The sequence below is a fragment of the Nostocoides veronense genome (assembly GCF_039531185.1).
Taxonomy (GTDB): domain Bacteria; phylum Actinomycetota; class Actinomycetes; order Actinomycetales; family Dermatophilaceae; genus Nostocoides_A; species Nostocoides_A veronense.
On the sequence record NZ_BAAAPO010000053.1, the window covers coordinates 23,503 to 49,783 of the forward strand.

General features: G+C 67.9%; 23 protein-coding genes. 11 read left to right on the plus strand and 12 right to left on the minus strand.

Going from position 1 to position 26,281, the window contains the following annotated elements:
- Positions 1-8: 8 nt before the first annotated feature.
- On the minus strand, positions 9-1,904 hold the full coding sequence (locus tag ABD225_RS16585; protein WP_344088105.1) for an ATP-dependent metallopeptidase FtsH/Yme1/Tma family protein: 1,896 nt from the start codon (positions 1,902-1,904) through the stop codon (positions 9-11).
- Positions 1,905-2,058: 154 nt separating this feature from the next.
- Between ABD225_RS16585 and ABD225_RS16590 the strand changes: the two genes are divergently transcribed.
- The 4 genes from ABD225_RS16590 (at position 2,059) to ABD225_RS16605 (ending at position 5,362) form a co-directional block, all read left to right on the plus strand.
- The gene (locus ABD225_RS16590) at positions 2,059-2,799 is read left to right on the plus strand and encodes an amino acid ABC transporter ATP-binding protein (protein ID WP_344088108.1); all 741 of its coding nucleotides are present in this window, start codon (positions 2,059-2,061) and stop codon (positions 2,797-2,799) included.
- A gap of 31 nt (positions 2,800-2,830) precedes the next feature.
- Complete coding sequence (locus tag ABD225_RS16595; protein WP_344088111.1) at positions 2,831-3,646, plus strand: glutamate ABC transporter substrate-binding protein; 816 nt, start codon at positions 2,831-2,833, stop codon at positions 3,644-3,646.
- A 94-nt stretch (positions 3,647-3,740) separates the two neighbouring features.
- Positions 3,741-4,421 (plus strand): amino acid ABC transporter permease, encoded by a 681-nt coding sequence (locus ABD225_RS16600; protein WP_344088114.1) that lies wholly within the window; start codon positions 3,741-3,743, stop codon positions 4,419-4,421.
- Positions 4,418-5,362, plus strand: a complete 945-nt coding sequence (locus tag ABD225_RS16605) for an amino acid ABC transporter permease (RefSeq protein ID WP_344088117.1) — start codon at positions 4,418-4,420, stop codon at positions 5,360-5,362. Before ABD225_RS16600 ends, ABD225_RS16605 begins: the two co-directional genes overlap by 4 nt.
- Positions 5,363-5,387: 25 nt before the next feature.
- Here the strand turns inward: ABD225_RS16605 and ABD225_RS16610 are convergent, their stop codons facing one another.
- Complete coding sequence (locus ABD225_RS16610; protein ID WP_344088120.1) at positions 5,388-5,543, minus strand: hypothetical protein; 156 nt, start codon at positions 5,541-5,543, stop codon at positions 5,388-5,390.
- A gap of 116 nt (positions 5,544-5,659) precedes the next feature.
- Between ABD225_RS16610 and ABD225_RS16615 the strand changes: the two genes are divergently transcribed.
- A complete protein-coding gene (locus ABD225_RS16615; RefSeq protein ID WP_344088123.1) occupies positions 5,660-6,175 on the plus strand; it encodes a transposase family protein in 516 nt (171 codons plus the stop codon).
- Positions 6,147-6,374, plus strand: coding sequence for a hypothetical protein (locus ABD225_RS16620; protein ID WP_344088126.1), 228 nt, complete (start codon positions 6,147-6,149; stop codon positions 6,372-6,374). Before ABD225_RS16615 ends, ABD225_RS16620 begins: the two co-directional genes overlap by 29 nt.
- A gap of 181 nt (positions 6,375-6,555) precedes the next feature.
- Here ABD225_RS16620 and ABD225_RS16625 read toward each other — a convergent pair whose 3' ends face one another.
- A complete protein-coding gene (locus ABD225_RS16625) occupies positions 6,556-7,197 on the minus strand; it encodes a LuxR C-terminal-related transcriptional regulator (protein WP_344088129.1) in 642 nt (213 codons plus the stop codon).
- Entirely contained in the window at positions 7,149-8,387 is a 1,239-nt protein-coding gene (locus tag ABD225_RS16630; protein WP_344088132.1) for a sensor histidine kinase, read from the minus strand. The genes ABD225_RS16625 and ABD225_RS16630 overlap by 49 nt, the downstream gene beginning before the upstream one ends.
- 142 nt (positions 8,388-8,529) lie before the next feature.
- Between ABD225_RS16630 and ABD225_RS16635 the strand changes: the two genes are divergently transcribed.
- Positions 8,530-10,764, plus strand: coding sequence for an MMPL family transporter (locus ABD225_RS16635; RefSeq protein WP_344088135.1), 2,235 nt, complete (start codon positions 8,530-8,532; stop codon positions 10,762-10,764).
- On the opposite strand, the gene ABD225_RS16640 is transcribed toward ABD225_RS16635, so the two are convergent.
- From ABD225_RS16640 to ABD225_RS16655, 4 genes are all read right to left on the minus strand, one after another.
- On the minus strand, positions 10,659-11,513 hold the full coding sequence (locus ABD225_RS16640) for a PfkB family carbohydrate kinase (protein ID WP_344088138.1): 855 nt from the start codon (positions 11,511-11,513) through the stop codon (positions 10,659-10,661). The genes ABD225_RS16635 and ABD225_RS16640 overlap by 106 nt on opposite strands.
- The gene (locus ABD225_RS16645; protein WP_344088141.1) at positions 11,510-13,999 is read right to left on the minus strand and encodes an alpha-amylase family glycosyl hydrolase; all 2,490 of its coding nucleotides are present in this window, start codon (positions 13,997-13,999) and stop codon (positions 11,510-11,512) included. The genes ABD225_RS16640 and ABD225_RS16645 overlap by 4 nt, the downstream gene beginning before the upstream one ends.
- 32 nt (positions 14,000-14,031) lie before the next feature.
- Positions 14,032-15,741: an ABC-F family ATP-binding cassette domain-containing protein gene (locus ABD225_RS16650; RefSeq protein ID WP_344088144.1), complete on the minus strand. Its 1,710-nt coding sequence runs from the start codon at positions 15,739-15,741 to the stop codon at positions 14,032-14,034.
- 136 nt (positions 15,742-15,877) lie between these two features.
- Positions 15,878-17,134, minus strand: coding sequence for an NAD(P)/FAD-dependent oxidoreductase (locus ABD225_RS16655; protein WP_344088147.1), 1,257 nt, complete (start codon positions 17,132-17,134; stop codon positions 15,878-15,880).
- Positions 17,135-17,252: 118 nt separating this feature from the next.
- Between ABD225_RS16655 and ABD225_RS16660 the strand changes: the two genes are divergently transcribed.
- From ABD225_RS16660 to ABD225_RS16670, 3 genes are all read left to right on the plus strand, one after another.
- Positions 17,253-18,869 (plus strand): PucR family transcriptional regulator, encoded by a 1,617-nt coding sequence (locus ABD225_RS16660; protein WP_344088151.1) that lies wholly within the window; start codon positions 17,253-17,255, stop codon positions 18,867-18,869.
- A 71-nt stretch (positions 18,870-18,940) separates the two neighbouring features.
- On the plus strand, positions 18,941-19,186 hold the full coding sequence (locus ABD225_RS16665; protein WP_344088154.1) for a hypothetical protein: 246 nt from the start codon (positions 18,941-18,943) through the stop codon (positions 19,184-19,186).
- Positions 19,183-19,602 (plus strand): type II toxin-antitoxin system VapC family toxin, encoded by a 420-nt coding sequence (locus tag ABD225_RS16670; RefSeq protein WP_344088157.1) that lies wholly within the window; start codon positions 19,183-19,185, stop codon positions 19,600-19,602. Before ABD225_RS16665 ends, ABD225_RS16670 begins: the two co-directional genes overlap by 4 nt.
- Here the strand turns inward: ABD225_RS16670 and meaB are convergent.
- The 4 genes from meaB to truA all read right to left on the minus strand — a co-directional run bounded on the left by meaB (position 19,599) and on the right by truA (position 25,621).
- Positions 19,599-20,600 (minus strand): methylmalonyl Co-A mutase-associated GTPase MeaB, encoded by a 1,002-nt coding sequence (gene meaB / locus ABD225_RS16675; RefSeq protein WP_344088160.1) that lies wholly within the window; start codon positions 20,598-20,600, stop codon positions 19,599-19,601. The genes ABD225_RS16670 and meaB overlap by 4 nt on opposite strands.
- An 8-nt stretch (positions 20,601-20,608) precedes the next feature.
- Positions 20,609-22,762 carry a methylmalonyl-CoA mutase gene (scpA, locus tag ABD225_RS16680; protein ID WP_344088163.1) on the minus strand — a complete coding sequence of 718 codons (2,154 nt, stop codon included), beginning with the start codon at positions 22,760-22,762 and terminating at the stop codon, positions 20,609-20,611.
- Entirely contained in the window at positions 22,762-24,609 is a 1,848-nt protein-coding gene (locus ABD225_RS16685; RefSeq protein ID WP_344088166.1) for a methylmalonyl-CoA mutase family protein, read from the minus strand. The genes scpA and ABD225_RS16685 overlap by 1 nt, the downstream gene beginning before the upstream one ends.
- Before the next feature lie 175 nt (positions 24,610-24,784).
- Positions 24,785-25,621, minus strand: a complete 837-nt coding sequence (truA, locus tag ABD225_RS16690; protein ID WP_344088169.1) for a tRNA pseudouridine(38-40) synthase TruA — start codon at positions 25,619-25,621, stop codon at positions 24,785-24,787.
- Positions 25,622-25,755: 134 nt separating this feature from the next.
- Between truA and ABD225_RS16695 the strand changes: the two genes are divergently transcribed.
- Positions 25,756-26,244, plus strand: coding sequence for a GNAT family N-acetyltransferase (locus ABD225_RS16695; protein WP_344088173.1), 489 nt, complete (start codon positions 25,756-25,758; stop codon positions 26,242-26,244).
- The last annotated feature ends 37 nt before the right edge of the window (positions 26,245-26,281 follow it).

Here is a 26,281-nt window from a genome sequence, read left to right on the forward strand (position 1 = left end):
CCCCATCCTCAGTCGGGGGCGTCGCCGAGGTGGGAGCGATAGGGCGGCACGATCAGGTGGCCTTCTCTCTGCAGGTCGGCGAGTATGCCGTGTCGCCCCAGGATGGCGGCGACCGCTGGGCCGTCCAGGCGGCCTGCGGTGGCGAGTTCGCGCGCCAGGTCGAGCAGACCCGCACGGAATCCGGTCAGCTCTGACCGAACTTCCGCGGCCAGGCGCGAGATCATCTTTTCGATATCAGGGTCGGTGACATGGCGATCCATGGAGTACTCATTGCCGAGCATGTAGTTCGCCTGGAACTCCGCGTCGAAGCCATGGCGGCGGATGAAGTCCTGGATCAAGATCGTGGCGCGCTCACGGTCCGATGCCCTTCCGACAGAGGCCAATTCGCGACCAAAGACGATCTCTTCCGCGATGCCACCCGCGAGGGCGATCTTGGCCTGTTGGATCAGAGCGGCCGAGGTCTCATAGATCGGATGCGGCGCGGTGAAGCCGCCGACATAACTCGAGGCGACCCGCGCGGTCAGTTGCAGCGGCGCGAGGCCGAAGTACACGGCATACAGCAGGGCATGGCCCGACTCGTGCACGGCAACATTCGCGATCTTGTCCGCGGGGCTGCTCTCGCGGATGCGATCGAGGCGACCGGTGAAGGGGAGCACAACGTCCTGCGAACCGACGAGCCCACGCAGCTGGCGCGTCTGTTCGTCGTAGGCAATGGCGATGCGCCCCTCGTCGGCGAGGACCGCGGTGAACAGCAGCTTGCCGAGATTGTTTTCGAGAATGTCCGCGACGCTGGAGAAGACCGGCCGCACGCCTTGCACGGGGAAGACACCATTGCGATAGATGAGGTCGTGCACCGAGGGGTCGACCTCCACCTCGATGCCGAAGCGCGCCAGAACCGACTCGCGGACCCGCTCGACTTCGCGCCGGATCAGCTCGACGAAGTCGGCATGCCGCAGCGAGGTATAGATCAGGTGCGTGTTGCCGAAGCGTGCCACCTGCTCGGGCTTGAAGCGCTTGGTCAGCGCGGCCTTGATGTCGACGACGGTGACCTTGTCGGCATAGGCCGCGAAGACGTCGGCGTCGATGTCTGCCTCAGCGCCTCGCGTCGCCATCGCGAAAGCCTCGTCGAGATTGCCACTAACGAGAATCAGGCTGCGAGAGCAGTCAATTGGCTCATAGACGACCTTGAGGTTCTGCGCGCTGCGTGCTCGGGAGACGGCCTGATCCCAGGTCATCGCGGAGAGCTGTTCGAGGCTCTCCTCGAGGCGCAGGGTCGATTTCAGGTCGCGCGCCTGCCAGATCCCGATGGTCGGGTCGACCTCCTCCTCCCCGGCGGATCGGCGGCGCTTGTGCTCGGCTGCTTGGTATGACAGTGAGGCGATGAGGTACTGCATATCCGGGTTCTCCCGGCGCGCCAGGCGGCCATCGCTGAGCAGCTCCCAGAAGTCGCTGAACTTAGTGTTAGGGACCGGATTGCCTTCGTGGTCAAGGGTATTGAAGCGTTGGATCTCATCGAAGAGCATGAACGTGGGGCGCCCCTCCAGGGCGCCGGATTCGCTGAGGCGCGAGACGACCGAGGAGTGCCACGTCGTGCTGTCGCCATTGCTTAGCTCGATCTCGACGAAGCGATCGGTGATGTCGAGCGCTCGAACGAGCCGCCGCACCAGATCGGTCTTGCCGACACCGGTCATCCCCCACAGGTTGATGATCGCGGGCCGCGAGAGCAGTTCGGGCGCAACGAACCAGACGGTCACTGCATCGCACAGCTCATCGATGATCGCGTCGATCCCGACGAAGTGCTCCTTCAATGTGGCGCGGGCCGTCTCCAAACGGGCCCGCCGCGCGGCAATGTCGGCGCGGTCCAGGGCAATACGATTCGGCGCGATCTCCCCCTCGACGGTCATTCGCTCATGCTCCCATGGGTCCACCGTGCGCGCCCGGATGCGGTCACGCCACATCACACCCGTACGACACACGGCGCAGCCGCAGGTTGCGATCCGGCCACGATCCGGGGCGGCTTCCCCACCGCCGACACCTGGCTGCCGGTAGGTTTCGCGCATGGCGGAACCCCTCGTCGTCCTGTCGGGCGTCAATAAGCACTTCGGTGACCTGCACGTGCTCCGCGATATCAACCTGTCGGTGGACCCCGGCGAGGTGGTGATCGTGATCGGGCCGTCCGGCTCCGGCAAGTCGACGATGTGCCGCACCATCAACCGTCTGGAAACCTACGAGAGCGGCTCAATCACCATCGACGGCAAGCCCCTGCCCCAGGAGGGCAAGGAGCTAGCGCAATTGCGCGCCGATGTCGGAATGGTTTTTCAGTCGTTCAACCTCTTCGCGCACAAGACGATTCTCGACAATGTCACCCTTGGCCCGATCAAGGTGCGCCAGAAGGCGAAGGCCGCTGCCGAGAAAGAAGCCATGGCCTTGTTGGAGCGGGTCGGCGTCGCCCATCAGGCGCAGAAATATCCCGCCCAACTCTCCGGTGGTCAGCAGCAGCGGGTCGCCATTGCCCGCAGCCTCGCCATGGAACCCAAGGTGATGCTGTTCGACGAGCCGACGTCCGCGCTCGACCCGGAAATGATCAATGAGGTCTTGGACGTCATGATCGGCCTCGCCAAAGATGGCATGACGATGATCGTCGTCACCCACGAAATGGGTTTTGCCCGCAAGGCGGCCAACCGCGTGGTCTTCATGGCCGACGGCCAAATCGTCGAGCAGGCCACCCCCGAGGAGTTCTTCACCAACGCGCAGTCCAATCGCGCCAAGGACTTCCTCGCCAAGATCCTCACGCACTGACCTCAGCACCAGCACCGAAGGGAACCAACCAATGAAGATTTCTCGACTCGCAGCCCTCGCGGGTGCCGCCTCGCTCGCGGTGGGCCTCAGCGCCTGCGGCGGCGGTGACGGCGCCTCCGGTGGTGACGCGATCAAGATCGGCATCAAATTCGACCAGCCCGGTTTGGGCCTGAACGACGCCGGCAAGTACAGCGGCTTCGATGTCGATGTCGCCAACTATGTCGCCAAGGAACTCGGCAAGACCAAGGTCACCTTCGTCCAGGCCCCGAGCAAGCAGCGCGAAGACCTCATCGCGACCGGTCAGGTGGACCTGATCTTTGCGACCTACTCCATCACCGACGCTCGCAAGGAAAAGGTCTCCTTCGCCGGCCCCTACTTCATCGCCGGCCAGGACCTCCTCGTGGCCGCGGACAGCACCATCACCGGGCCGAAAGATCTCGACGGCAAGAAGCTGTGCTCGGTCACCGGCTCGACGTCGGCGGACAATGTCAAGAAGGACTACCCCGGGGTCCAGCTGCAGAACTTCGACACCTACTCCAAGTGCCTAGACCTGGTCGTCAACGGCCAGCTCGACGCCCTCACCACCGACAACACCATCCTTGCCGGGTATGCCGCGCAGCCGGCCTACAAGGGCAAACTCAAAGTCGTCGGGGCTCCCTTCTCGGAGGAGCGTTATGGCGTCGGCCTGAAGAAGGGCGATGTCGAGCTGTGCAAGAAGGTCAACGCCGCCCTGGAGAAGATGGTCAGCTCCGGGGAGTGGCAGAAGGCTGTCGACAACAACTTCGGCCCCGCCGGGTTCAAGGTGGATTCGGCCACCAACCCGCCGAAGACAGACGCCTGCTCCTAACCCCTCGAAGCGATCGGCCGACCGGAGGCGATGCACGGCATACGCTCCGGTCGGCCGTTCGGACCCCGACCCCCGCGCGGAAGAAGAGTGACCCATGGGTGAACTGTTCGATCAGTTCGACATTTGGAGTGCCTTCGGGCAAACCCTCTATCTTGCGTTCTTCTCCGCCATCGGGGCGCTGGTTATTGGCACCATCTTGGCGATCATGCGCGTCGGGCCGGTGGGAATCTTCAACAAGGCTGGCGCGGCATATGTCAACCTCGTGCGCAACACACCGCTGACGTTGATCATCACCTTCTGCCTGATCGCGCTCCATTACCAACTCAAGATCTATCTCGCGCCCGCCGACAGCCCGACCTCCATCATCGACAATGGCGTGCGCTGGGCGATCGTCGGCTTGATGGTCTATCACGCGGCCTTCGTCTGCGAGGCGTTGCGCAGCGGCATCAATACGGTGCCGACGGGGCAAGCCGAAGCAGCGCGCTCGATCGGCCTGACCTTCACCCAGAGCCTGCGCGAAGTCGTTCTCCCCCAGGCCTTTCGAGGATCGATTGCGCCGATGGCTTCGGTGCTGATCGCGCTCATCAAGAACACGACGGTCGCCTACGCCATCGGTGTCGCGGAGACGGCGGCCTTCATGCGCGACGGGCTGGAGTTCCGGCCGGATCTGAGTTTCCTGATCTTCGTCCTGGTGGCCGGATTCTTCGTCCTGCTGACAATGCCGCTTGGCATCGCGCTCACCCACCTCTCCCAGCGCCTGGCGGTGAAGCGATGAGTTCCTCGGTCCTATTCGACGCCCCTGGGCCCCGCGGCCAGCGCCGCAACCAGATCATCGCCGTCATCGGTGGCGTGCTCCTGCTCGCCCTCGCCGCGCTCGTCATCCGCGCGCTCTACAACAATGGCGAATTCACCTCCGCGAAATGGAGCCCCTTCGGCCAGTGGTCGACGTGGCGGTTCTATCTGCTCCTCGGCATCTGGAACACCCTCAAGGCCGCGGTCGCCGCGGTGGCTCTGGCGATGGCCTTCGGGTTCGTTTTCGGCGTGGGCCGCCTGTCGCAGAATCGAGCGATTCGCTGGCTCAGCGGCGCGATCGTGGAGTTCTGCCGCGCCGTCCCGGTTCTGATCATGATGATCTTCTTCTTCGGGATCTATGCCTACAACGGCGTCTTTCCCGCCGCCTGGAATCCCTTCGCTGCTGTCGTCACGGCGTTGACGCTCTACAACGGCGCGGTCATCGCCGAACTCGTGCGCTCCGGCGTCTTCGGGCTCCCCAAGGGACAGGCCGAAGCCGGCTTGTCGATCGGGTTGACGCCGAGCCAGACCCTCGTGCAGATCCAGTTGCCGCAGGCCATCACGGCCATGCTGCCAGCGCTCGTGAGCCAGTTGGTCGTCATCCTCAAGGACACGGCGCTGGGCACGATCATCACCTATCCCGAGTTGCTCCAGCAGGCGCAAAACCTCGCCTCGGCTCGATCCAATGTGATCCCCGCGCTTTTGGTCGCCGCCGCATTGTTCATCGGCATCAACTACCTCCTCACCCTGCTCGCCGGCCGCCTTGAAGCGCGCATCAACCGCCGCGGCCACACCGCCGGTGCCGCCATCGGGCGGGCCCCGACCGTCCCCGGAGCCCCGATCGACCAGGGTGCCGCCGCCGCGATGACGCCGCACGAAGCCCGCGATGCCGCGGCGAAGGCCGGCCCGCAGGACCGCGTCTGACCTATCCCCGACGTACAAGCGCCGGTCAGAACGGAAGGTCGATGCCCAGCGCTCCGGTCGCCGGCGTGAACGAGATGGTCAGCGGGAGCGGCCCGGCGTCGAACCAGCCAATACGCCCCCCATCGGCGCCCGGATAACCGCCCGCACCGAACGTCTCCGTCCCGGCGACAGGTGCGGACACGCGTACCTGGTAATCCGGCTCTCCGACCTTGAGCGGGGTGCCCTGATCTGAGAGGGCTCGTGGCCCCGGGTCATGCTGTTGGTCTCTACTCCGTCAGCAGCAACGAGGCCACGAGCATGATCGACAGTACGTCAGTGCTGTTCGGGCTGGAAGACGAGTTCGTCGTCACCGGTCTTGAACGGCTCAGCGAGAGCGACTTGAGGGTCGTGATCGAGTGTCGGGACCGGGAAGCGCCGTGTCCGTCCTGCGGAGTCCTGTCCTCCAGGGTGAAAGATCGCCCCACGGTGCGGGTCAAGGACTTGGACGCGTGCGGGCAGGTGGTCCAGCTGTGGTGGCACAAGCGGCGCCTGGTGTGCCCCGAACCGTTATGCGGCACGCGGTCGTTCACGCAGCAGTCCGAGGCGATCCCCGCGCGGGCGCGGCTGACCGGACGGCTGCGGGGGGCCATCGCGACCGAGATCGCCACCGGGAACCGGGCGGTCGATGAAGTCGCCCGCACGCATGGAGTGTCCTGGCCGACGGCGCACCGGGCCCTGGTCGCCGCGGCCGCGCGGTGGCTGCCCACTCCGGAGCCGACTCGGGTGTTGGGGATCGATGAGACCTGTGCCACGTCGTGCTGTCGGCATTGCTGAGTTCGATCTCGACGAAGCGGTCGAGGACGTCCAGCGCCTTGACGAGCCGCCGCACCAGATCGGTCTTGCCGACCCCGGTCATCCCCCACAGGTTGACGATCGCGGGCCGGGTGAGCAGTTCTGGCGCGACATACCAGACCATGACGGCGTCGCAGAGTTCGTCGATGATCCGGTCGATCACCGACGAAGTGCGCCTTGAGGGTCTCCCGGGCCCGCGTGAGCCGTTCCTGACGTGCCGCGATCTCATCGCGGTCGAGCTGGACGCGGACGTCTGCCTCCTGATCATCGTTGGCCATCCGGGCATGGTCCCACGAGGTGCCCTTCGGCGTCTTGCCGTCCCCGATCACGCCGGGCACCGGACCCGAGCGCACCGGGGTCGATCAGGCGCGCAGGTACGCCAGCACGGCGAGGACGCGGCGGTTGTCGTCGACCGCGACCGGCAGGTCCAGCTTTGTGAAGATGCTGTTGATGTGCTTGGCCACGGCCTTTTCGGTGACCCAGAGCGCGGAGGCGATGGCGGCATTGGAACGGCCCTCAGCCATCAACGCGAGCACCTCTCGCTCGCGCTCGGTGAGCCGGTCGATGGGTTCGTCGCGTCGCCGACTCATCAGCGCCGCAACGACTTCCGGATCGAGGACGGTGCCGCCGGACCCCACCCGCCGGACACTCTCGACGAACTCGCCGGCGTCGGCGACACGGTCCTTCAGCAGATAGCCGATGGCGCCATCGCCTGAGGCGAGCAACTCACGGGCATACAGCTGCTCGACGTACTGGCTGAGCACCATGACCGGGAACCCGGGCCGCGCCGTGCGGGCGGCGATGGCTGCGCGCAGGCCCTCATCGGTGAAGGTGGGCGGCAGGCGGACGTCGAGGACGGCGAGGTCCACGTCGGGACGCAGTAGCGCCTGATCGAGGCCCGAGGTCCCCTCCAGTGCCTCGAGCACCTCGAGGCCGTATGCCGTGAGCAGCCGCGTCAGCCCGTCGCGGAGGAGGGCGTGGTCTTCGGCGACAACCACTCGCATGGCACCTCCATGGTGATGACGGTCGGCCCCCCGGCCGGGCTGGACAGGTCCATGGTGCCGTCGAACGCGCCGAGGCGGCGAGCGATCCCGGCCAAGCCGGTGCCCGTGCGCGCATCCGCACCTCCACGGCCGTCGTCGCCGACCTGCAGCCGCAGCCGGCGCTCGGGGGCGGCGATGACGACCCACGCCGACCGCGCACCGGAGTGCTTGACGACATTGGCCAGGCACTCGACGACGGCGAAGTAGGCGGCCGACTCCACGGGCGCCGGGGGGCGGCCGGGCAGGGCCGCGTCGACGGTGACGGGGATGGGCAGGTCCAGGGCCAGAGCCTGGACGGCACCGATCAGGCCCCGGTCGGCAAGCACGGGTGGGTGGATGCCGCGCACGACGGCGCGAATGTCCCCCAGCGCGGCGCCGGTGCTGTCGCGGGCCTCCTGGAGCAGGCGGCGCGCCGCCGCTGGGTCACGGTCGAGCAGGTCGGCGGCCATCCCCAGGCTCATGCCCAGCGAGACCAGCCGCGCCTGCGCGCCGTCGTGCAGGTCCCGCTCGATACGCCGCAACTCGGCAGCCGAGGCATCGACGCTCTCGGCCCGGGACGCGGTCAGGTCCGCGACCCGTCGCTGCAGTTCCTCGTTCGGATCCGGGCGCAGAATCGCCGCTTCGGTCTCGGTGCGGATCCGCATGAAGACATCGCCGAAGAACCACCAGACCGGCACGAGGATCAGGGCGATTCCGGTGAGCAACAGCGAAACCCAGGTCGGGGCCGCGTCGCCGGCGGCCAGCCCGAAGGCCGTGGCCAACAGGGCGATCACGCCGGCCGGCAGCGCGGCAGAGAGGGCGGACAGGACCAGGCCGCCGGAGCAAGCGAACAGGAACCACAAGAAGAGCTGCCAGAAGCCACGTTTCCCGAACCATCGGATGACCGAGCGCCAGGCCCCATCGCGAGCCGGTGCCAGGGCGGGCACCGGGACCTCGCGACCCAAGAAGCTTCCGGCCATCGATGCATTCAGCCCGGCGAAGGAGGCCAAGGGCGGCGCCCACAAGCGCACGAGCAGCACCCCGATTCCGAGGACCGCGAGGCCTGCGCTCAGGGAGACGAAGACCAGGAAGAAGGCCAGGGGCAGGACCATGAAGAGGTGGCCGAGGCCGTAGCCGGCGGCCAGCCACGGTGGCCGTCGCGTCGAGAACACCCCTCCATCCTCACGCAGTGGTCGGGAGCGCGCAGGGGTGCTAGTACCACTGCGCTCACGGGTGCCAGCGCTCCCGACACCAGGCCGCCGCGGGAGCAGGCTCATCAGCGTTGCCTTCCTCACCTCGGACGCAGGAGCCGTGATGCCTCGCCTGACCTCACTCCCCATCGCCGCCGCCCGCTGGAGCGCGCGACACCCGAAACGGACGATCGCCGCGTGGTTCGCCTTCGTGGCACTGGCGACTGCCCTGGCATTCGTCATCCCCGTCAAGGAGACCACCGATGCCGATTACCGCATCGGCGAATCGGGCCGGGCCCATGCGATGCTCGCCGACGCCGGCATCGATGCGCCGCCGATGGAACATCTCCTCATCACCGCAGGACAGGGACGGCTGGACGCTGCTGCGGCCACCGCCGCCGCCGACGAGATCGCGCAGCGGATGTCCGCTGTCGCGGGAGTGCAGCAGGTGGCACCGCCGGTCTGGAGCGGCGACCGAACGAGCGCCCTCGTCAGTGTCGTGGTGGACAAGGCGGCCGATCCGGCTGCGCTCTTGTCGGTCACTCACGCGGTGGCCGAGGCGCACCGTGACCTCCACATCGCGCAATCGGGCGACCTGACGGTCGATGCCGGGATTCAGGGCCGAGTGGCCGACGACCTGCACGCGGCCGAGTTCCTCAGCATTCCGGCGACCTTGCTGCTGATGCTGCTCGCCTTCGGCGCCGTGATCGCCGCCGGTGTGCCGGTGCTCCTGGCCATCGGCTCGGTCGCGGCCACCCTGGGCCTGTCCGCTCCCCTGTCCTACCTCATCCACGCCGAGCCGACCGTCGGCTCACTCATCGTCCTTGTGGGAATGGCTGTGGGCGTTGACTATTCGCTCTTCTATCTGAAGCGGGAACGCGAGGAGCGGGCCAAGGGGGTGACGACCCCCGACGCCGTCGCCATCGCGGCGCGCACGTCCGGTCATGCCATCCTCGTCTCCGGTGCCGCCGTGATGGCAGCGATGTCCGGGCTGTATGTCGTCGGGGCCGCGACCTTCAGTTCCCTCGCGACCGGCGCCATCGTGGTCGTCGCGGTCGCCGTCCTCGGCTCGATCACCGTCCTGCCCGCGCTGCTGGTGCAGCTCGGCCGCTGGGTCGACCGGCCGCGGCTCCCGCTGCTGTGGCGCCTCAATGCGCGGATCGGGCAGGGCGGCATCAGCCGCCGCCTGATCGCACCGGTCCTGCGGCATCCGGTCGTCTCTTTGGTCATGGCGCTGGCCCTCGCGATTCCGATGGCAGTCTCCGCTGCGGGGATCTCCCTGCACTCGGCGAATCTGTCCACCCTGCCCCCGGACATCCCCGCCGTGGCGACCGCCCATCGCATCGCTGAGAAGTTCCCGTCCGAGGGGACCAACGCCCTCGTCGTGGTGCGAGCAAAGGCCGGTCAGCAGCAGGTCGTGGAGGCCAGACTGCGGGAGCTGTCGACGCGTGCAGCCGCCACGCCCTCGTTCGCCGATCTCGGGATCGACCCGATCAAGGTCTCGTCGGATCGCAGCGTGACGTCGGTCGAACTCGCCATACCGTTCAGCGAACAGGACTCGCGCACAGCCGAAGCCATCCACCTGGCCCGCACGACCCTGGCACCTGAGGCGCTCGACGGACTCGGTGTGGACTATGCGGTGGGCGGCTGGGCCGCAGCCTCCCTCGACTTCGCCGACCGGCAGAGCGAACGGCTCCCCTGGGTCATCGGTTTCGTGCTGCTGCTGACCCTCGTGATGATGGTGGCGGCCTTCCGGAGCGTCGCGCTGGCGCTGATCTCTGCCGGGTTGAACCTGTTGTCGGTCGGCGTCGCGTTCGGTGTCCTGCGGTGGATCTTCCAGGACGGGCACTTCAGTGAGCAGTTGGACTTCACCAGCCCCGGTTTCCTCATCGACTGGATCCCGATCTTCGTGATGGCGATCCTCGTCGGGTTGTCGATGGACTATCACGTCTTCGTCCTGAGCCGGGTGCGCGAGTATGCCGCCTCGGGTCTGCCGGCCCGCGAGGCCGTGCGCCAGGGGATCAGCGACACCGCCGGCGTCGTGACGAGTGCCGCCGCCGTGATGGTCGCTGTCTTCTCGATCTTTGCGACCTTGTCGATGCTGGAGATGAAGATGATGGGTGTTGGCCTCGGCGTGGCAATCCTGTTGGACGCCACCGTGATCCGCTTGGTCATCCTCCCCGCCACCCTCGTCCTGCTCGGGGAGCGGACGTGGCGCCGGGCCCGGCACGGCGTGGATTCGGCGGTCGCTGCTCAGCCGGGAGCGTGTGCCCACCCGAGCGCGCCGGCATACGCCACTGATCGGGAGGCGATCTGCGCGGCGTATGCGAGCACCGCCGCCGGGTCCGCCACCCCGTGACCGGCCATGGCCACGGCGGCGGCGCCGTGCAGGACATCACCCGCGCCGTTGGTGTCGATGACTCGGCTGACACGCGGGACCGGTATCTGACGGTCACCGGCCTGACTGACCAGCCGGATCGGCCGGGGGCCCGCAGACTGCGCGGCGGCTCGGGCTCCGTGCGACCGGGCCCAAGCGCACGCATCGGCTGCGTCCGGCGCAGCGAAATCGGCAGACAGCAAGGCGAGATCGACGTGCCGGAGATACGCCTCCATGCCCGGCTTGTAGCTCCCGCCGTCGAGGAGCACGGACATGCCGAGCCGCCGCGCCTCGGCCGCCGCACGGGCCGGCAGATCGCCGCCATGACCGTCGATGAGCAACACCGCCGCTCCGGCGAGGACGTCCCCGCACCCCCAGTCGCCGGGGACCTGCGGTCCACCGCCGGAGACGACCGCTCGATCCCCGGTCTCCTGCGTGACCAGCACTGTCGACACAGGCGCCGGATTGGCTTGGGCGGCAACTGGATCCACCCACTCCACGGCATCCCTGGCCAGCGTGGCACGGGCGAAGTCGGTGAGCGGCGACGCACCGAAACACGCGAGGAGCCGGACCGGCATACCGATGGCGGCGACCGTGCGCGCGGCATTGGTGGCCGGCCCGCCGATGTCCAGCCGCTGCTCGCGCCCGACGGTCTTCTCGTCCGGGCGTGGCAGGCGGTCGATGACCTGGACGACGTCCACGGTCAGCAAGCCGGCGCAGACGACAGTCATCGGGCGACGGCCTGCGCCTCGTGGGTGGTCGCGTCATAGCTGAAGGTCACGCTCTGACCGTCGGCCACGGAGAAGGGGATGTTCTGCCCGTCCCTGGCGCCGTCGGCGCCATAGTTCTCGTCCCAGGAGCCGCCAATGGCAATCTTGAATTCGTAGCTGCCGGCGGGAATTCCCTTGAGGGACAGCGTGAATGTGCCGTCGCCATCGGGATCCTCGAGGGCCGTCTGCTGGCAGTCCGGCGTCCAGTCGGCAGGGCAGCCGGCTTCGCTCTGGTAGCTGCCGGGGGCGGTGACGAGCGCGGCCTGCTCGGCCGCGGCGCTGACCGTCGCCGTCGTCGAGGTGTAGCCGACCTTGCCGTCGAGGGCGCGCGCGACGGCGACCACCTCGTAGTCCCCCGGCGCGAGGGCGGAGGCATCGGCATACAGGCTGTATGACGGGTTGTCATCCGTCCCGAGGACGGTCCAGTCGGCGCTCCCCTTCGGCCGCAGCGCGAAGGTGGTCTCGACCGGGGCTGCCGAGGCGACCGTCGCGAGGAGCTTGGTTTGGCCGCTGAGTTTGCCGCCCTGGCCCACGGTGAGGTCGCGAACTCGGGGTGCTTCGGCGGCCGTGGGGATGGGGTCGACAGCGCGCAGCACGATGCCGGAGCGGGCGGGGACCGTCAGCGTGAGTCCGCCGTCCGCCGACGCGGTCAGGCTCTCCGCCTGTCCCCACACCCGATCGAATCGGATTCCGGGAGAGGCAGTTTGGATCGGCACATGCTGGTCAGTGCTGGCATTGTTGAGGGCGACGACATACTCCACATTGCTACGGCGGTCGATCCGGGAGACGGCGAAGACACCCTCGCCATCCGCGGCATACCGCTCAACTTGTATGCCGCTTCGCAGCGCCGCATTGTCGGCGCGGACCTTCGAGAGTTCGGCCAGGGAGCGGTACATCACCGCGTCCTCGTCATAGCGGTCTTTCGCGCCGGGAGTGCCGCCGATGATGCGGTCCGTGGCGAACTGCTCCACCTTGGTGGCGAACATGTCCTGGCGCGCGTCTTTGTCGCCGCCCCAGCCGATGAAGCCTTGTTCGTCGCCGTAGTAGACGACGGGCTGGCCGCGGGTGAAGTACATCAGGGCGTGGGCGAGTTGGTCGCGGCGCAGCAGGTCGATGTCGTCCTGGGCGGCGCCGACGAGGAAGGAGCCGACCCGGCCCATGTCGTGATTGCCGAGGAAGGTCGGGAGCGAGTAGGCATTGGAGTCGGCGTCGAGATAGTCGTCGTCCGCGGCATACAGCTCGGCGAGCTTCTTGGCGGACTGGCCGGAGGCGAAATCGACTGCCGCGCTTTGGAATCCGAAGTCCAAGGTGGCTGGGAGCTTGCCGATGGTGGAGTATGTCGAGGCGTAGGCCGGCGAAGTGTCGAAGACCTCGCCGAACATGAAGAAGTCGTCGCGGCCGGCGGCCTTGGCGTGCGCCATGATGGCCGGCCCGAACTTCTGCCAGAAGGGCAGGTCGACATGCTTGACGGTGTCGATGCGGAAGCCATCGATGCCGAAGTCGACCCAGGATGAGTAAATGTCGATCATCCCGTTGACGACCTTGGGGTTCTCCGTGAAGAGGTCATCGAGGCCGAAGAAGTCGCCATAGGTCGACGACTCGCCCTCGAAGGTGGAGTTGCCGCGGTTGTGATAGAGCGTCGGATCGTTAAGCCAAGCAGGCGTTTTCGCGGTTTCGTCGGCGGAGGATCGGAAGATCGGGGTATAGGGGAAGGACTTCGTTGTTAGCTTGGGGAAGGTGTCCCCGCCCGCGAGGGGAGCGTCGTCGAAGGCCTTGCCGGCGGCATCGACATAGGGCTTGTCGTCCTTGCTGATGTAGCCGTACTTGCCCTGCTTGTAGTCGATGACATCGGCGGTGTGGTTGGTGACGATGTCGAAGTAGACCTTCATGCCGCGGGCGTGCGCCGCCTCGATCAGCTGCTTCATCTCGTCATTGGTGCCGAAGTGCGGATCGATCTTGGTGAAGTCGGTGATCCAGTAGCCGTGATAGCCGGCGCTGTAGTCCTCGGCGGGGCCCTGCGTCGGACGGTTCTCGAAGGAGGGCGTAAGCCAGATAGCCGTCGTGCCGAGGTTCTTGATGTAGTCGAGTTTGCCCATCAGGCCTGCCAGATCGCCGCCGTGGAACATGCCCTTGTCGGTGGGATCGAAGCCCGTTGCCCGCCGGTCCCCGCTGAGCCCGCCTTTGTCATTGCTCGGGTCGCCATTGGCGAATCGGTCGGCCATGACGAAGTAGAAGGTCTCCTCGCGCGGCGTCAGGGCGCGCTGGGCGAGCTGCTTCAGGTCGGCATCGCTGAGGGTGACGGGACCCGAGGCGGCGACGGCGGCGCTGGTCGAGCCGGAGCCCCCTGATGGTTCCTTGTCCCCGGAGCGGGTGGCGACGGCATACGCGACGATCGCCCCGAGGAGGACCCCGATCAGGGCAAAGATGAGGGAACGACTGCGAATCACCTCGGCAGGGTATCCCGCCGGCGCTGGGTCGATCAGCGCTGCCGGACCACCCGGGTCTCGTCCCACACGGGCTCGGGCGACTCATAGACCCGGCCGTCGGAGCCGAAGACGAAGAAGCGGTCGAAGCCGCGGGCGAACCAGCGGTCGTGGGTGACGGCGACGACGGTGCCCTCGAAGGCATCGAGCGCATCCTCCAGCGCTTCGGCTGAGTGCAGGTCGAGGTTGTCGGTCGGCTCATCGAGAAGCAGCAGGGTCGCGCCCGAGAGTTCCAACAACAGAATCTGGAAGCGGGCCTGCTGCCCACCGGACAGCATCTCGAAGGTCCGCTCCCCCGCCATCGCCAGGCCGTAGCGGTCCAGCGCCTTGGCCGCCTCCTCCCGCGGCTTGCCGGCGCGGTGCTCGTCCCCCCGGTGCAGGATCTCCAGCAAGCTGCGCCCGTGCAGGGTCGTATGGTCGTGCGTCTGGGCGAACCAGCCCGGCCGCACGCGCGAGCCCAGCCGGGCAATCCCGTTGTGCACCAACGGAGTCGGCGCGAACTCCCCGACCGGTCGATGCTCAAGATCGGGGTCACTCCCGCCGGCAGCGAGCAGCCGCAGGAAGTGCGACTTGCCCGAGCCATTGGAGCCGAGGACCGCGATCCGCTCGCCGAACCACAGCTCGGCGTCGAAGGGCTTCATCAGTTGTTGCGCTGCCCCGCCCGCGCCGGTGACTTGAAGTTCGAGCCCCTCGCAGACGACGGCCCGCTTGGCCGTGCGGCCGCCGGTGAGCCGCATACGCACGTTCTGCCGCAACGGGATTCGCTCCGGCGGGCCAGCCTCCTCGAACTTCGCGAGGCGCGTCTTGGCGGCCTGGTAGCGGGAGGCGAGGCCGTCGTTGTAGGCCGCTTTGACCTTGTACATCTGCACGAGGTCTTTGAGCTTCTGGTGCTCCTCGTCCCAGCGGCGCAGCAATTCTTCGAGGCGGTCGTTGCGCTCCTGGCGCGCCTGGTCATAGGTCGTGAAGGAGCCGGGATGAACCCAGATCGTAGCTCCGGCGGAGTTGGGTTCGAGGGTGGCGATGCGGGTGGCCGCGCGCGACAGGAGTTCGCGGTCGTGGCTGACGAAGAGGACCGTCTTGGGCGAGGCGCGCAAGCTGTCTTCGAGCCAACGCTTGCCGGGGACGTCGAGGTAGTTGTCGGGCTCGTCGAGGATGAGCACGTCTTCGGGTCCGCGGAGCAGGGCTTCGAGGACGAGGCGCTTCTGCTCGCCGCCCGAGAGGGTGGTGACCTTGCGCCACTGGGCCTGATCGAACGGCATACCCAAGGCGGCCATCGTGCACTCATCCCACAGCGTCTCGATGTCGTAGCCCCCGACATCGCCCCAGTCGACCAGCGCCTGCGCATAGGCCATCTGGTCGGCCTCCTCGTCGCGCTCCATCATGAGCAACTCGGTGCGATCGATCTCGGCGGCGGCCTTGCGGATGGGGTCGGCCGCGGCCATGAGCAGCAGGTCGCGAACTGTCGACTCATCGCGTAGTTGGCCGATGAACTGGCGCATGATGCCGAGTCCGCCCGAACGCACGACCGCGCCGTCGTCAGCCTTGAGGTCGCCCGCGATGATGCGGATCAGCGTGGTTTTGCCGGTCCCGTTCGGCCCGATCAGCGCTGTCTTGCTGCCCTCGCCGATGCGGAGGTTGACATCGCGCAGCAGTGGCCGCCCGTCCGGCAGGCCGTACTCCACTCGCGAGATGTCGACATGTCCCACAACCGGGAATCATCCCCCACCCGGCAAGCCCGGCTCAACCGCGTTAGGCCGGCCGCCAGACTGCTGCAACGCCGCGGTGGGGAAGTTTTCTGCGGCCAGGGCGACAACAAACTTCCCCACCAACGGGGTTTGTGTGTCAGCGGGTGGGTGAGAAGGGCAGGAGCTCCTGCGGCACCATGCCGGTCGCGATCTGCTGCGCGAGCAACTCGCCGGTCACCGGGCCGAGGGTGATGCCCCACATACCGTGGCCGCCGGCGACGAAGACGCGCGGGTTGTTCGTGACACCGATCAGCGGCAGACCGTCCGGGGTGCACGGGCGCGAACCGACCCACTCGTCCTTGCGGTTGTCGAGGTCGGCGCCGGCGAGCAGCGGGCGGGCGGAGTCGACGATGGCCTTGACGCGGCGGCGGTCGAGCGGCGCCTCGGGCTTGCGGAACTCCATCATCCCGGCGACGCGCAGGCGGTCGCCGATCGGCGTGCACGCGACGCGAGCAGCGGGGAAGTAGACCGGGCCATTCGGCACGTGGTCGATGGTGACGCTGAAGCTGTAGCCACGGCCGGCCTGCACGACCTTCTTGACCCCGAACTGTCGGGCCATGGACGTCAGCCAGGCGCCGGTGGCGATGACGACAGCGTCGTACTGCTCGGTCTCACCACGCTCGGTGGTGACCGACATGCCCCCGGGACCGTCGTCGATCCACCGCACCGGCGTCGCGATCTCGAGCCGCGCGCCGCGAGCGACGACCGAGTCGGCGAGCGCACGGACATACACACCGGGGTTGATATAGCGCTGGCCGTGCAGCAGCAGCGCCGCGCCGATCTCACCGGACAGGGCCGGTTCGATCGCGCGCGCCTCGTCTCCGGTGAGCACGTCGAAAGTGATGTCCTGGCCCGCCGCCTTGATGTGCTTGAGCTCGTCGAGGAGCGTGACCCGCTCCTCCTCGGTGCGGTATGCCGCGATGAACGACTTCGCCTCGTAAGTGTCGGCGTCGACGCCGCCGGCCTTGAGAAGGTCGAAGGCGCCGAGCGCCCGATCGTTGATCGGGACCAGGGAGGACATCGCCTTCTTCCACGCCGGCATCGTCGAGCGCTTGGTGAAGCCGGCGACGAAGCGAAGGAAGAATTTGTCGGCGCTCGGCGGGACATAGACCGGCGAGCTCGGGCTGAGGACGGCGCGCAGGCCGTACTTGAGCACAGCGGGTTCGGGCAGGGGCGTCGCGATGCCCGGCGTCAGCCAGCCGGCATTGCCCCACGAGGACCCGGATGCCACGTCCTGTCGGTCAAAAACCGTCACATCGATGCCCTGCTCCTGCAGGAACCAGGCGGTCGAGAGGCCAACCATGCCGGCACCGATGATGGCGACCTTCTGCGGACGAACGGGCGTTGTGGGCATGGAGACCTCCGGGGCATTAAGGCTGGGATTCCATCGTCCCGCACATTGCCGGCCCACGTCTTGTGCTCTGCGCACAAGACCGGCCTTCCTGAATGTGTCCAGGGACTAAGATTTCGCGATGATCCCGGTCAACGATCTCGTCGCTGCCCTGCGAGGCCAGGTAGAGGTGGTCGTCGGTGGGGCCAGCAGCAGCGTGGACGAGGTCGTCGTCCAGGAATCGGCTCGTGAACATATCGGCGGACCGGGTGACCTCATCCTCGGAATCGGCCTCGACTCGCCCAAGCGCGCCCTCACGGCCCTCGAACGACTCGCCGATCGCGGCGTGCCAGCCGTCGTCGTCCGGGCCCCGCTGGCGTATGCCGCCCCGCTCGCCGATGCTGCGCGCTCCCGTGGCGTCTCGCTGATTGCGTTGTCTCCCAACGCAAGTTGGGCGCACCTGATCCACCAACTGCGCGACCTGCTGGACCGTGCCGCCACGGGCGATCCACGGACGACCGGCGATGACCTTTATGCCCTGGCCGACGCCGCGGCCGGGCTGATCGACGCCTCGGTCACCATCGAGGATGCCCACCACCGCGTGCTCGCCTATTCGTCGCGGTCGGTGGGCACGGACGCGGCCCGGGTCTCGACGATCGTTGGTCGGCGAGTGCCGCCCGCTGTCGTGCGCGAGCTACGCGCTCGTGGCGTCTTCCGGCGTATGACGACCTCCGCCGAGCCCTTCTTCCTCCCCGCTGGCGCCACTCCCGACCTCGGAGCCCGGTTCGTCCTGCCGGTGCGGGCAGGCGGTGAGTGGCTGGGCTCGATCTGGTGCGCGGTGTCCGCGCCGCCCGAGGCGCGCGTGGTCGCGGACCTCGTGACGATGGCCTCGGCTGTCGCCTTGCACCTGCTCGACCTGCGCGTGCAGAGTGATCTGACCCGGCGCGTGTGGCTCGATCGCCTCCGACAGGCCCTCGTGGACCCGGGCGCTGAGGCCGGTGCGTGGCTTGCCGCTGGTCCCTGGCGCGTGGTCGCCCTGCTTGGGTCACCCACTGCGGCAACGGAATTCGGCGTCGGCGAGCCCGACGAGTCGTCGGCTGCACCCGCGGTCGTCGGCGCGGCATCGGTCGATGTCTGGACGGCTACGCTGCGGCGTCGCGGGTGGGCTCAGCCGGCGGTTGTCGATATCGCCGACCGAGTCTTCGCAATCGTGACCGACTCCGAACGCCCATCTCGCGCGCGCCGATCACCCAGCACTGCTGCTTCGCGCCCACGGCCGACCCGGGCCGGCACGTGGGTCTGGTTGCAGTCAGCGGTAGCGGAATTGCACGCCCAGGGATTGCCAGTCGCGATCGTCGCGGGCACGCGTGCCGAGGTCGCTGGCAACCTCACGCGCTCGCGTTCCGAGGCCGTGGAGACCGCGCTGTTGCCGAGCGTTCACGGTACGACAATTGCTGCGGCAGAGGACCATTGGGCTCCTCTTGTCGTCTCGCGCGCGGTGCGCGGGCTGGTCGCCGAGCCGATCCTGGGACCACTGGCCGCGCTCGAAGGCGACGCGACAACGGAGGTGAGCGATCGGCATACGCTCTCAGCCTGGCTGGACCATCCCGGCTCCCCTCGCCGCGCCGCAGAGGCCCTCGGCGTGCACGTCAACACCGTGCGCTACCGGATGGACCGCATCGCTTCGTTGCTCGATGTCGACCTCGCCGACCCCGAGGTCCGCCTCGCCTTGCAACTCATCCTCCGCGCCGGCCCGTGACAGCTCTTGGGCATGCACTTGCGCAAGTGCAAACTATGGGAATGCTGAGCCCACTGGAGAAGAGGTTGCACGTGATGATCGACCAGGCTCGCTACGAGAAGCTCACGGCCGAGGCCGAGCGCACCGGTCGGTCCGTGGCCGACATCGTCCGTTCTGCCATCGATGTGCACTTCGACGAGGAGCGGCTTCAAGCTCGCCGCGCCGAAGCGGGACGGCGTTTGCTGGCATCCCAACCTGATCCCAACGAGCCGTCGGAGACGTGGGACGACATGCTCCACGTGAGGGCCCAGGACATCGAGCACACGGCGCATCAGTGACGGTCCACCATGTCTTCGTCGACACGCCAGTCTTCCTTACGGCCATCGGCCAACCGGTTGCTTCAACACCGGCGTGCCGGGCCCTCATCGAGCGCGCGGTGCGAGGTGAGTTGCGGCTGCACACAGCGGCAGAGTGCATCCAGGAAGTGACCTTGCATCGCATGCGCGTCACACGGCGCGAGCGCGCGATCCAGGACGGGATGGACGTCTACGACCTCTGCGTGGTCTATGCGATGGACGACGTAGTTATTGAGCGGGCGCTCAGTCTGCTTCAAGTGACGCAGGCGCGAGGGCGTGATGCGTTCATCGCGGCCACGGCGCTGATCGCCGGATTCGACACTCTCGTGACGACCGACCGCCGCTTCGTTGACATCCCAGGCCTGCGACCGGTGGACCCTAGCGCCGTCGTGGCCTAATTGGGGTCACCTCGCAGGTCCCTGGCATACATCGCGAGGATTTGATCGGCCGCCTCGACGGCGGAGACTTCGCCCGCGCGGACCGCCGCCTCCATCTCGTCTCGCCGCGCCCGGACCGAGGACGTATGCCGCACCGCGTCTTCCAGGTGGGCGTCCACCATCGCCCACATCCAGTCTTGCTGCTGCTGGGCCCGGCGCGCCGCGAGGGAGCCTTCGGCCTCCAGGTGGGCGCGGTGATCGAGGACGGCCTGCCATACCTCGTCCAAGCCAGAGTGCGTTTGGGCAGAGCACGTGAGGACGGGCGGGCGGCGAACATCCTTGCCGGGCAACATCAGTCGCATCGCGGCGGCCAAGTCGCGGGCGGCGACGCGCGCCCTCCCCTCGCCATCACCGTCGGCTTTGTTGACCGCGATGACATCGGCGAGTTCGAGGATGCCGCGCTTGATCCCCTGCAACTGATCGCCGGCGCCGGCGAGGGTCAGCAGCAGGAAAGTGTCGACCATCTCCGAGACCGCGATCTCGTTCTGCCCCACTCCGACGGTCTCGACGATGATGACGTCAAAGCCCGCGGCCTCCAGGATCAGCATCGACTCGCGCGTCGCGCGGGCGACGCCGCCGAGGTGTCGGCCGCTCGGTGAGGGCCGCACGAAGGCCGCCTCGCTCGCGGTCAGGTCGGCCATCCGGGTCCGGTCGCCGAGGATCGACCCACCGGTGCGTCGCGAGGAGGGGTCGACGGCGACGACGCCGACCCGGTGCCCGCGCTCGATCAGACGCGTTCCCATCGCATTGATGAAGGTCGACTTCCCCGCACCGGGCACGCCGGTGATCCCCACCCGCACCGAGCCGCCCGTATGCGGAGTAAGCGACGTGATCAGCTCGCTCGCCTTCGCGCGGTGATCGGCGCGCGAAGACTCGACAAGCGTGATCGCGCGCGCGATATCGGCGCGCCGCTGCGCCAGCACCCCTGCGGCCAGGTCGGCCGGATCGACCTGCCGCACAGTCGAACTCAGGCTTCCAGACGGCGGCGTAGGTCGGCGATCAGGTCTTGCGCGGCGCGCGCGATAACGGTGCCGGGCGGATAGATCGCATCAGCCCCGGCAGCGCGCAACTCGGCGAAGTCTTGGCTCGGGATGACGCCACCGACGACGATCATCAAGTCCTCGCGCCCGAGCTTGTCCAGCTCCTGGCGCAGGGTCGGGACGAGCGTCAGGTGGCCAGCCGCCAGCGAGGACACCCCGACGATGTGCACATCGGCCTCGACCGCCTGCCGGGCGACCTCCTCGGGCGTCTGGAAGAGCGGACCCACATCGACATCGAAGCCGAGATCGGCGAAGGCGGTCGCGATGACCTTCTGACCGCGGTCGTGGCCGTCCTGGCCCATCTTGGCCACGAGGATGCGCGGGCGACGACCCTCGGCTTCCTCGAAGTCTTCGACGAGCCGCTGGGCTTCCTTGACGCCCTGGTCATCGCCGGCCTCTGCGGAATACACGCCCCCGATCGTACGGATCTGCGCGGTGTAGCGACCGAAGACCTCTTCCATCGCTGACGACATCTCGCCGACGGTGGCCTTGGCACGGGCGGCATCGATCGCGAGCGCCAGCAGGTTCGTCGCCAGCGTGCCATCGGAATTGCGGGCTGCGGCAGTGAGTTTCGCAAGCGCCTCCTGTGTTGCTGCTTCGTCCCGCTCGCCGCGCAGGCGCTCCAGTTTCGCCAACTGCTGCGCGCGGACGGCGGCGTTGTCGACCTTGAGCACATCGATCGCTTCGTCATCCTCCACGACATAGGTGTTCACGCCGATGACCGGCTGATGGCCGGAGTCGATGCGCGCTTGGGTGCGCGCGGCGGCTTCCTCAATGCGCATCTTCGGGATGCCGGCCTCGATGGCCTTGGCCATCCCGCCGGCCGCCTCGACCTCCTCGATGTGCTCCCACGCGCGCCGGGCGAGATCGTGGGTGAGCTTCTCGACATACGCCGAACCCGCCCACGGGTCGATCGTGCGCGTGGTGCCCGACTCCTGCTGAATGACGAGCTGGGTGTTGCGCGCGATGCGCGCGCTGAAATCCGTTGGGAGAGCGATGGCTTCGTCGAGGGCGTTGGTATGCAGTGACTGCGTGTGCCCCTGGGTGCTCGCCATGGCTTCGATACAGGTGCGCACGACGTTATTGAAGACATCCTGCGCGGTGAGCGACCAGCCGGAGGTCTGAGAGTGCGTGCGCAGCGAGAGCGACTTCGGGTTCGCGGCGCCTTGCTCCTGCACGAGCCGCGCCCAGAGCAGGCGGGCCGCGCGCATCTTGGCGACCTCCATGAAGAAGTTCATGCCGATCGCCCAGAAGAAGGACAGCCGCGGCGCGAACTTGTCGACATCCAGCCCGACCGCCTTGCCCGCGCGGATGTACTCGACGCCATCGGCGAGTGTGTAGGCCAGCTCCAGGTCCTGAGTCGCTCCGGCCTCCTGCATGTGATAGCCGGAGATGGAGATCGAGTTGAAGCGCGGCATCTTTTCGGAGGTGAAAGCGAAGATGTCGCTGATGATCCGCATCGACGGCTCGGGCGGATAGATGTAGGTGTTGCGGACCATGAACTCCTTGAGAATGTCGTTCTGGATGGTCCCGGTGAGCTGCTCGGGTGCGACGCCTTGCTCTTCTGCCGCAACGACATACAGCGCGAGGATCGGGATGACCGCGCCATTCATCGTCATCGACACCGACATCTGATCCAGCGGGATGCCGCTGAAGAGCGTGCGCATGTCGTAGATCGAGTCAATGGCTACGCCGGCCATGCCGACATCGCCGGCGACGCGGGGGTGGTCGGAGTCATAGCCGCGGTGTGTGGCCAAGTCGAATGCGACCGACAAGCCCTTCTGCCCGGCCGCGAGGTTGCGGCGATAGAAGGCGTTGGACTCCTCGGCGGTGGAGAAGCCGGCATACTGCCGGATCGTCCAGGGCTGGTTGACGTACATCGTCGGGTACGGGCCGCGCAGGTAGGGTGGCGCGCCCGGGATGGTGTCGAGGAAATCGAGGCCCGCGAGGTCGGCCTCGGTATAGAGCGGCGGGACCTCGATGCCTTCGGGGGTCTTCCATGACTCGCCTTGTGGGACAGCGGATTCCGTCGCCGCGAGGTCACCGAGCTCAATCTTCGAGAAGTCGGGGATTGTCGTCATCAGAGGGCTCCTTCCGCTGGGGCGCCGAGTCTGTCGAGCAGGCCGGAGAGGAAGGCGACGACATCCATGCCGTCGTAGATCTCGCCGTCCACGGTCGTGCCCCCGAGTTCCTTGGCACGACCGGCGACGAAGAGCGTCGGGACGCCGGCCTCGCGTAGGGTCGCCACCGCGTCGGCGGCGTGCGCGGCATACCCCTTGGGAGAGCTCGCGATCACGGCGACGCTCGGGTTCGTTGCCGCGGCATCGGCGGCCGCCAACTCGCCCTCGAACAGGCTCGCCTCAATCCCCCCGGCCGCGAGCAGATTGGTCACAAACGTCTCGCGGGCGCCGAAGTCGCGGCGCCCGCCGAGCGCCACCAACGCGACACTGGGGGCGACGCCACTCTGGGCGGCGAAGGCGAGCGAGCGATCCCGGAGCCCTTCGTATGCCGCGGCATCCCGCCGCGGGAGCAGCGCACCATCGTTCGTGGGCACGTCGGCGCGGTGCCGGCGGGCCAGGCGTTGCTCCCCCGCCAAGGGGAACATCGACACCCCGGTAATCGGCTGGCGACGCGTGGCGATGCGCCCTCCGTCCTCAGCGATGGTTTCCTGAATGCGTTGCGCAACAACGGCGTTCGCTAGCGCAACAGCCATACCCCCGGCAGACTCAACCTCCTGCACGACGGCCCACGCCTTCGTCGCGACGTCTCGGGTGAGGTCTTCGACGTAATAGGAGCCGCCGGCCGGGTCAGTCACGCGCCCGACATTGGCCTCGTCCGCGAGCACGATCTGAGTGTTGCGAGCCAAGCGCCGCGAGAACTTCTCCGGCAGCCCGGCGATGGTGTCGTAGGGCAGGACCGTGATCGAGTCGGCGCCGCCCGCACAGGCGGCAAATGTCGCGATGGTGCTGCGCAAGACATTGACCCACGGGTCTTCGCGGGTGAACATCCGGGTCGCAGTGACCGCGTGCACGCGGGCGCCGCGCTCGGACTCGGGCACTCCGCATACCTCGCCGACGCGCGCCCATAGCGCGCGGAGGGCGCGGAGTGCGGCGATCGTCAGGAACTGGTCGGCGGTCGCAGAGATGCGGAACTCAATGTGCGGGAACGCCTTTGGCGCTTCGATACCGGCCTCGGCGAGCGCGCGCAGGTAAGCGATGCCGGTGGCGACGGCGTACGCGATCTCGTCGACGGCGCTCGCGCCAGCGTCCCGGTAGACCCGCGCATCGACGGTGATGGCGCGCACCTCGGGAAGGCCGTCGAGCCCGCCGATTGCCCCGACGAGTCCGCTGAGGTCCGGCGTCGCCCCGGTGCGCGCCGCCGCGCCGATCGGGTCGTGGCCGAGGTTGCCGCTGGCCCCGGCGGCGCTGCGCAGGACCGCGAGCAGGGCGTCGGCTGCCGCGGGCTGGGCATCCCACGACGAGACGACGACGGGGGCGAGGTCGAGGCGAACCTCGGCGAGCGCCTCGGCCACCGCATCGGGGGCGATGCCATCGGCACCGACGTGCAGCCATACGGAGGTGGCGCCGTGCTCGAGATCGTCGAGGACCGCCGCGCGAGTGAGGGCGGCGTCGGGATCATCGTGAAGTTGGCGGACGTCCCACGGCTGGTTGGGATCGCGCAGCGCCCGGCCGCGCGTGAAGGGCATCTCACCGGGGACACCCAGCGGGCGGGCGTCGGCCGGGCGCGAATAGAGCGGGTCGATGACCAGGTCCCCGGCGAGCGTGGTGCGCAGGGACGCCTCGGCGTCGGCGGGCGCGAGCTTCGCGTCCTCGGCGCGGCTCTTGTTGACGACACCGGCGACCAGGCGCTGCCAGTCCTCGTGGGTCTGCGCGGGGAAGCCCCCGGCGAGGATCATCGACTCGGACATACGCGCTCCTTCGGGCAACCGGACAACCGCGGCGGGCGAGGTGGAGACGGCACGCGTCCGGCAGCCTCGCCGATCGGTTTCCAGCCTATCGACGGGGTGAGGAAGCGGCTGACCACTTGCGGGGAGAGGTTCGGCACAACGGCGGCGGTGGGCGCCGAGCGCTCGCTCGCGGAGGTTAGTCGGGCAGGTGCCGGACCGCTCGGGACGCCTCGGCACGGCTGGCGAGTTCGTCGTCGGGCGGATAGCCGACCTCCTCCAACGACAGTCCGTGCGCGGGCATCACCTTGACCCGGGGATCGCGTATGCCGGCGCGCAGCACCTCCGCAGGGAAGCTCACCTCCGCCCGGCCGAGCCCGACGGGGACCACGGAGCCGACGAGCGCGCGGACCATGGAGTGGCAGAAGGCGTCGGCGATGACGGTGGCCTCGGCGATGCCCTCGGGGGTGCGGCCCCAGGAGTAGTCGAGCAAGGTGCGGATCGTCGTGGCTCCCTCGCGTTTCTTGCAAAAGGCGGCAAAGTCCCTGAGCCCCAGTAGTTTTTGCGCCGCCTCGTGCATGGCATCGACGTCGAGCGGGTCGCCCAGCGTGACGGTGTCGCGTCGGCGGAGCGGATCGACGGCGGCGATGTGGTCCCCGATCCGGTAGCGATAGCGCCGGTGCGTCGCCGAGAAGCGCGCGTCGAAACCTGGGGGTGCTTTGGTGACTCGGTGCACTACGACATCAGGCGGGAGTATGCCGCGCAGCCGGGTGACCGCCGCCAGCTCGGGTGTGCGGGACGAGCGGCCCGGGAGGGCGGCATACGCATCGTCGGCGATGTCGGCGTGCACGACCTGGCCGCGCGCGTGGACGCCGGCGTCGGTTCTGCCGGCGACGACCAGGCGCACGGGGTCTGGAGCGCGGAGCAGGGTAGTCAGCGCCGCCGACAGCTCCCCCTCGACCGTCCGCAGCCCCGGCTGGGCGGCCCACCCCGCGAAATCGGTGCCGTCGTAGGCAAGGTCGAGGCGGATCCGCACCCGCCCATCATCCCCCGGCCAACTCAGCACAAGGTAGTCAACTGCGGACAGCTTGCAAGGTGTCCACAGTTGACTAACTCCTGCTAGCAGAACTCCCTTGGCCCCGGGCCGGCCGACGGATTAGGTTCTGCACCATGCGGATACGGGAGGCCGAGGCGGCGGACTGGGCGGCGATCTGGCCGATCTGGAAGGGGATCGTCGACGACGGGGAGACCTATGCGTATCCCGACACCGCCACCAGCGAGCAGGCGCGCGGGTGGTGGTTGGAGGGGCCGCCGAGCCGGGTCGTTGTGGCCGTCGACGACGACACCAGTGTCCTCGGGACCGCGAAGATGGGGCCCAACCGGCCCGGCCGTGGTAATCACGTCGGAACGGCGTCTTTCATGGTCGGCCCCGCCGCGCGCGGGCTCGGCGTCGGGCGCGCGCTGGCCGAAGACATGATCGCCTGGCACCGGCAGCACGGCTTCCGCGCCATCCAGTTCAATGCCGTTGTCGAGACGAACACGGCAGCCGTCCGCCTCTGGCAAGACCTCGGTTTCACGATCATCGGCACCGTCCCCCGTGCCTTCCGCTCGCGACGCCACGGCGATGTCGGGCTGCACGTGATGTATCTGCCGCTCTAACACGTGCTGCGCCCTCGCGGCAGCAAGTTACTCGGCA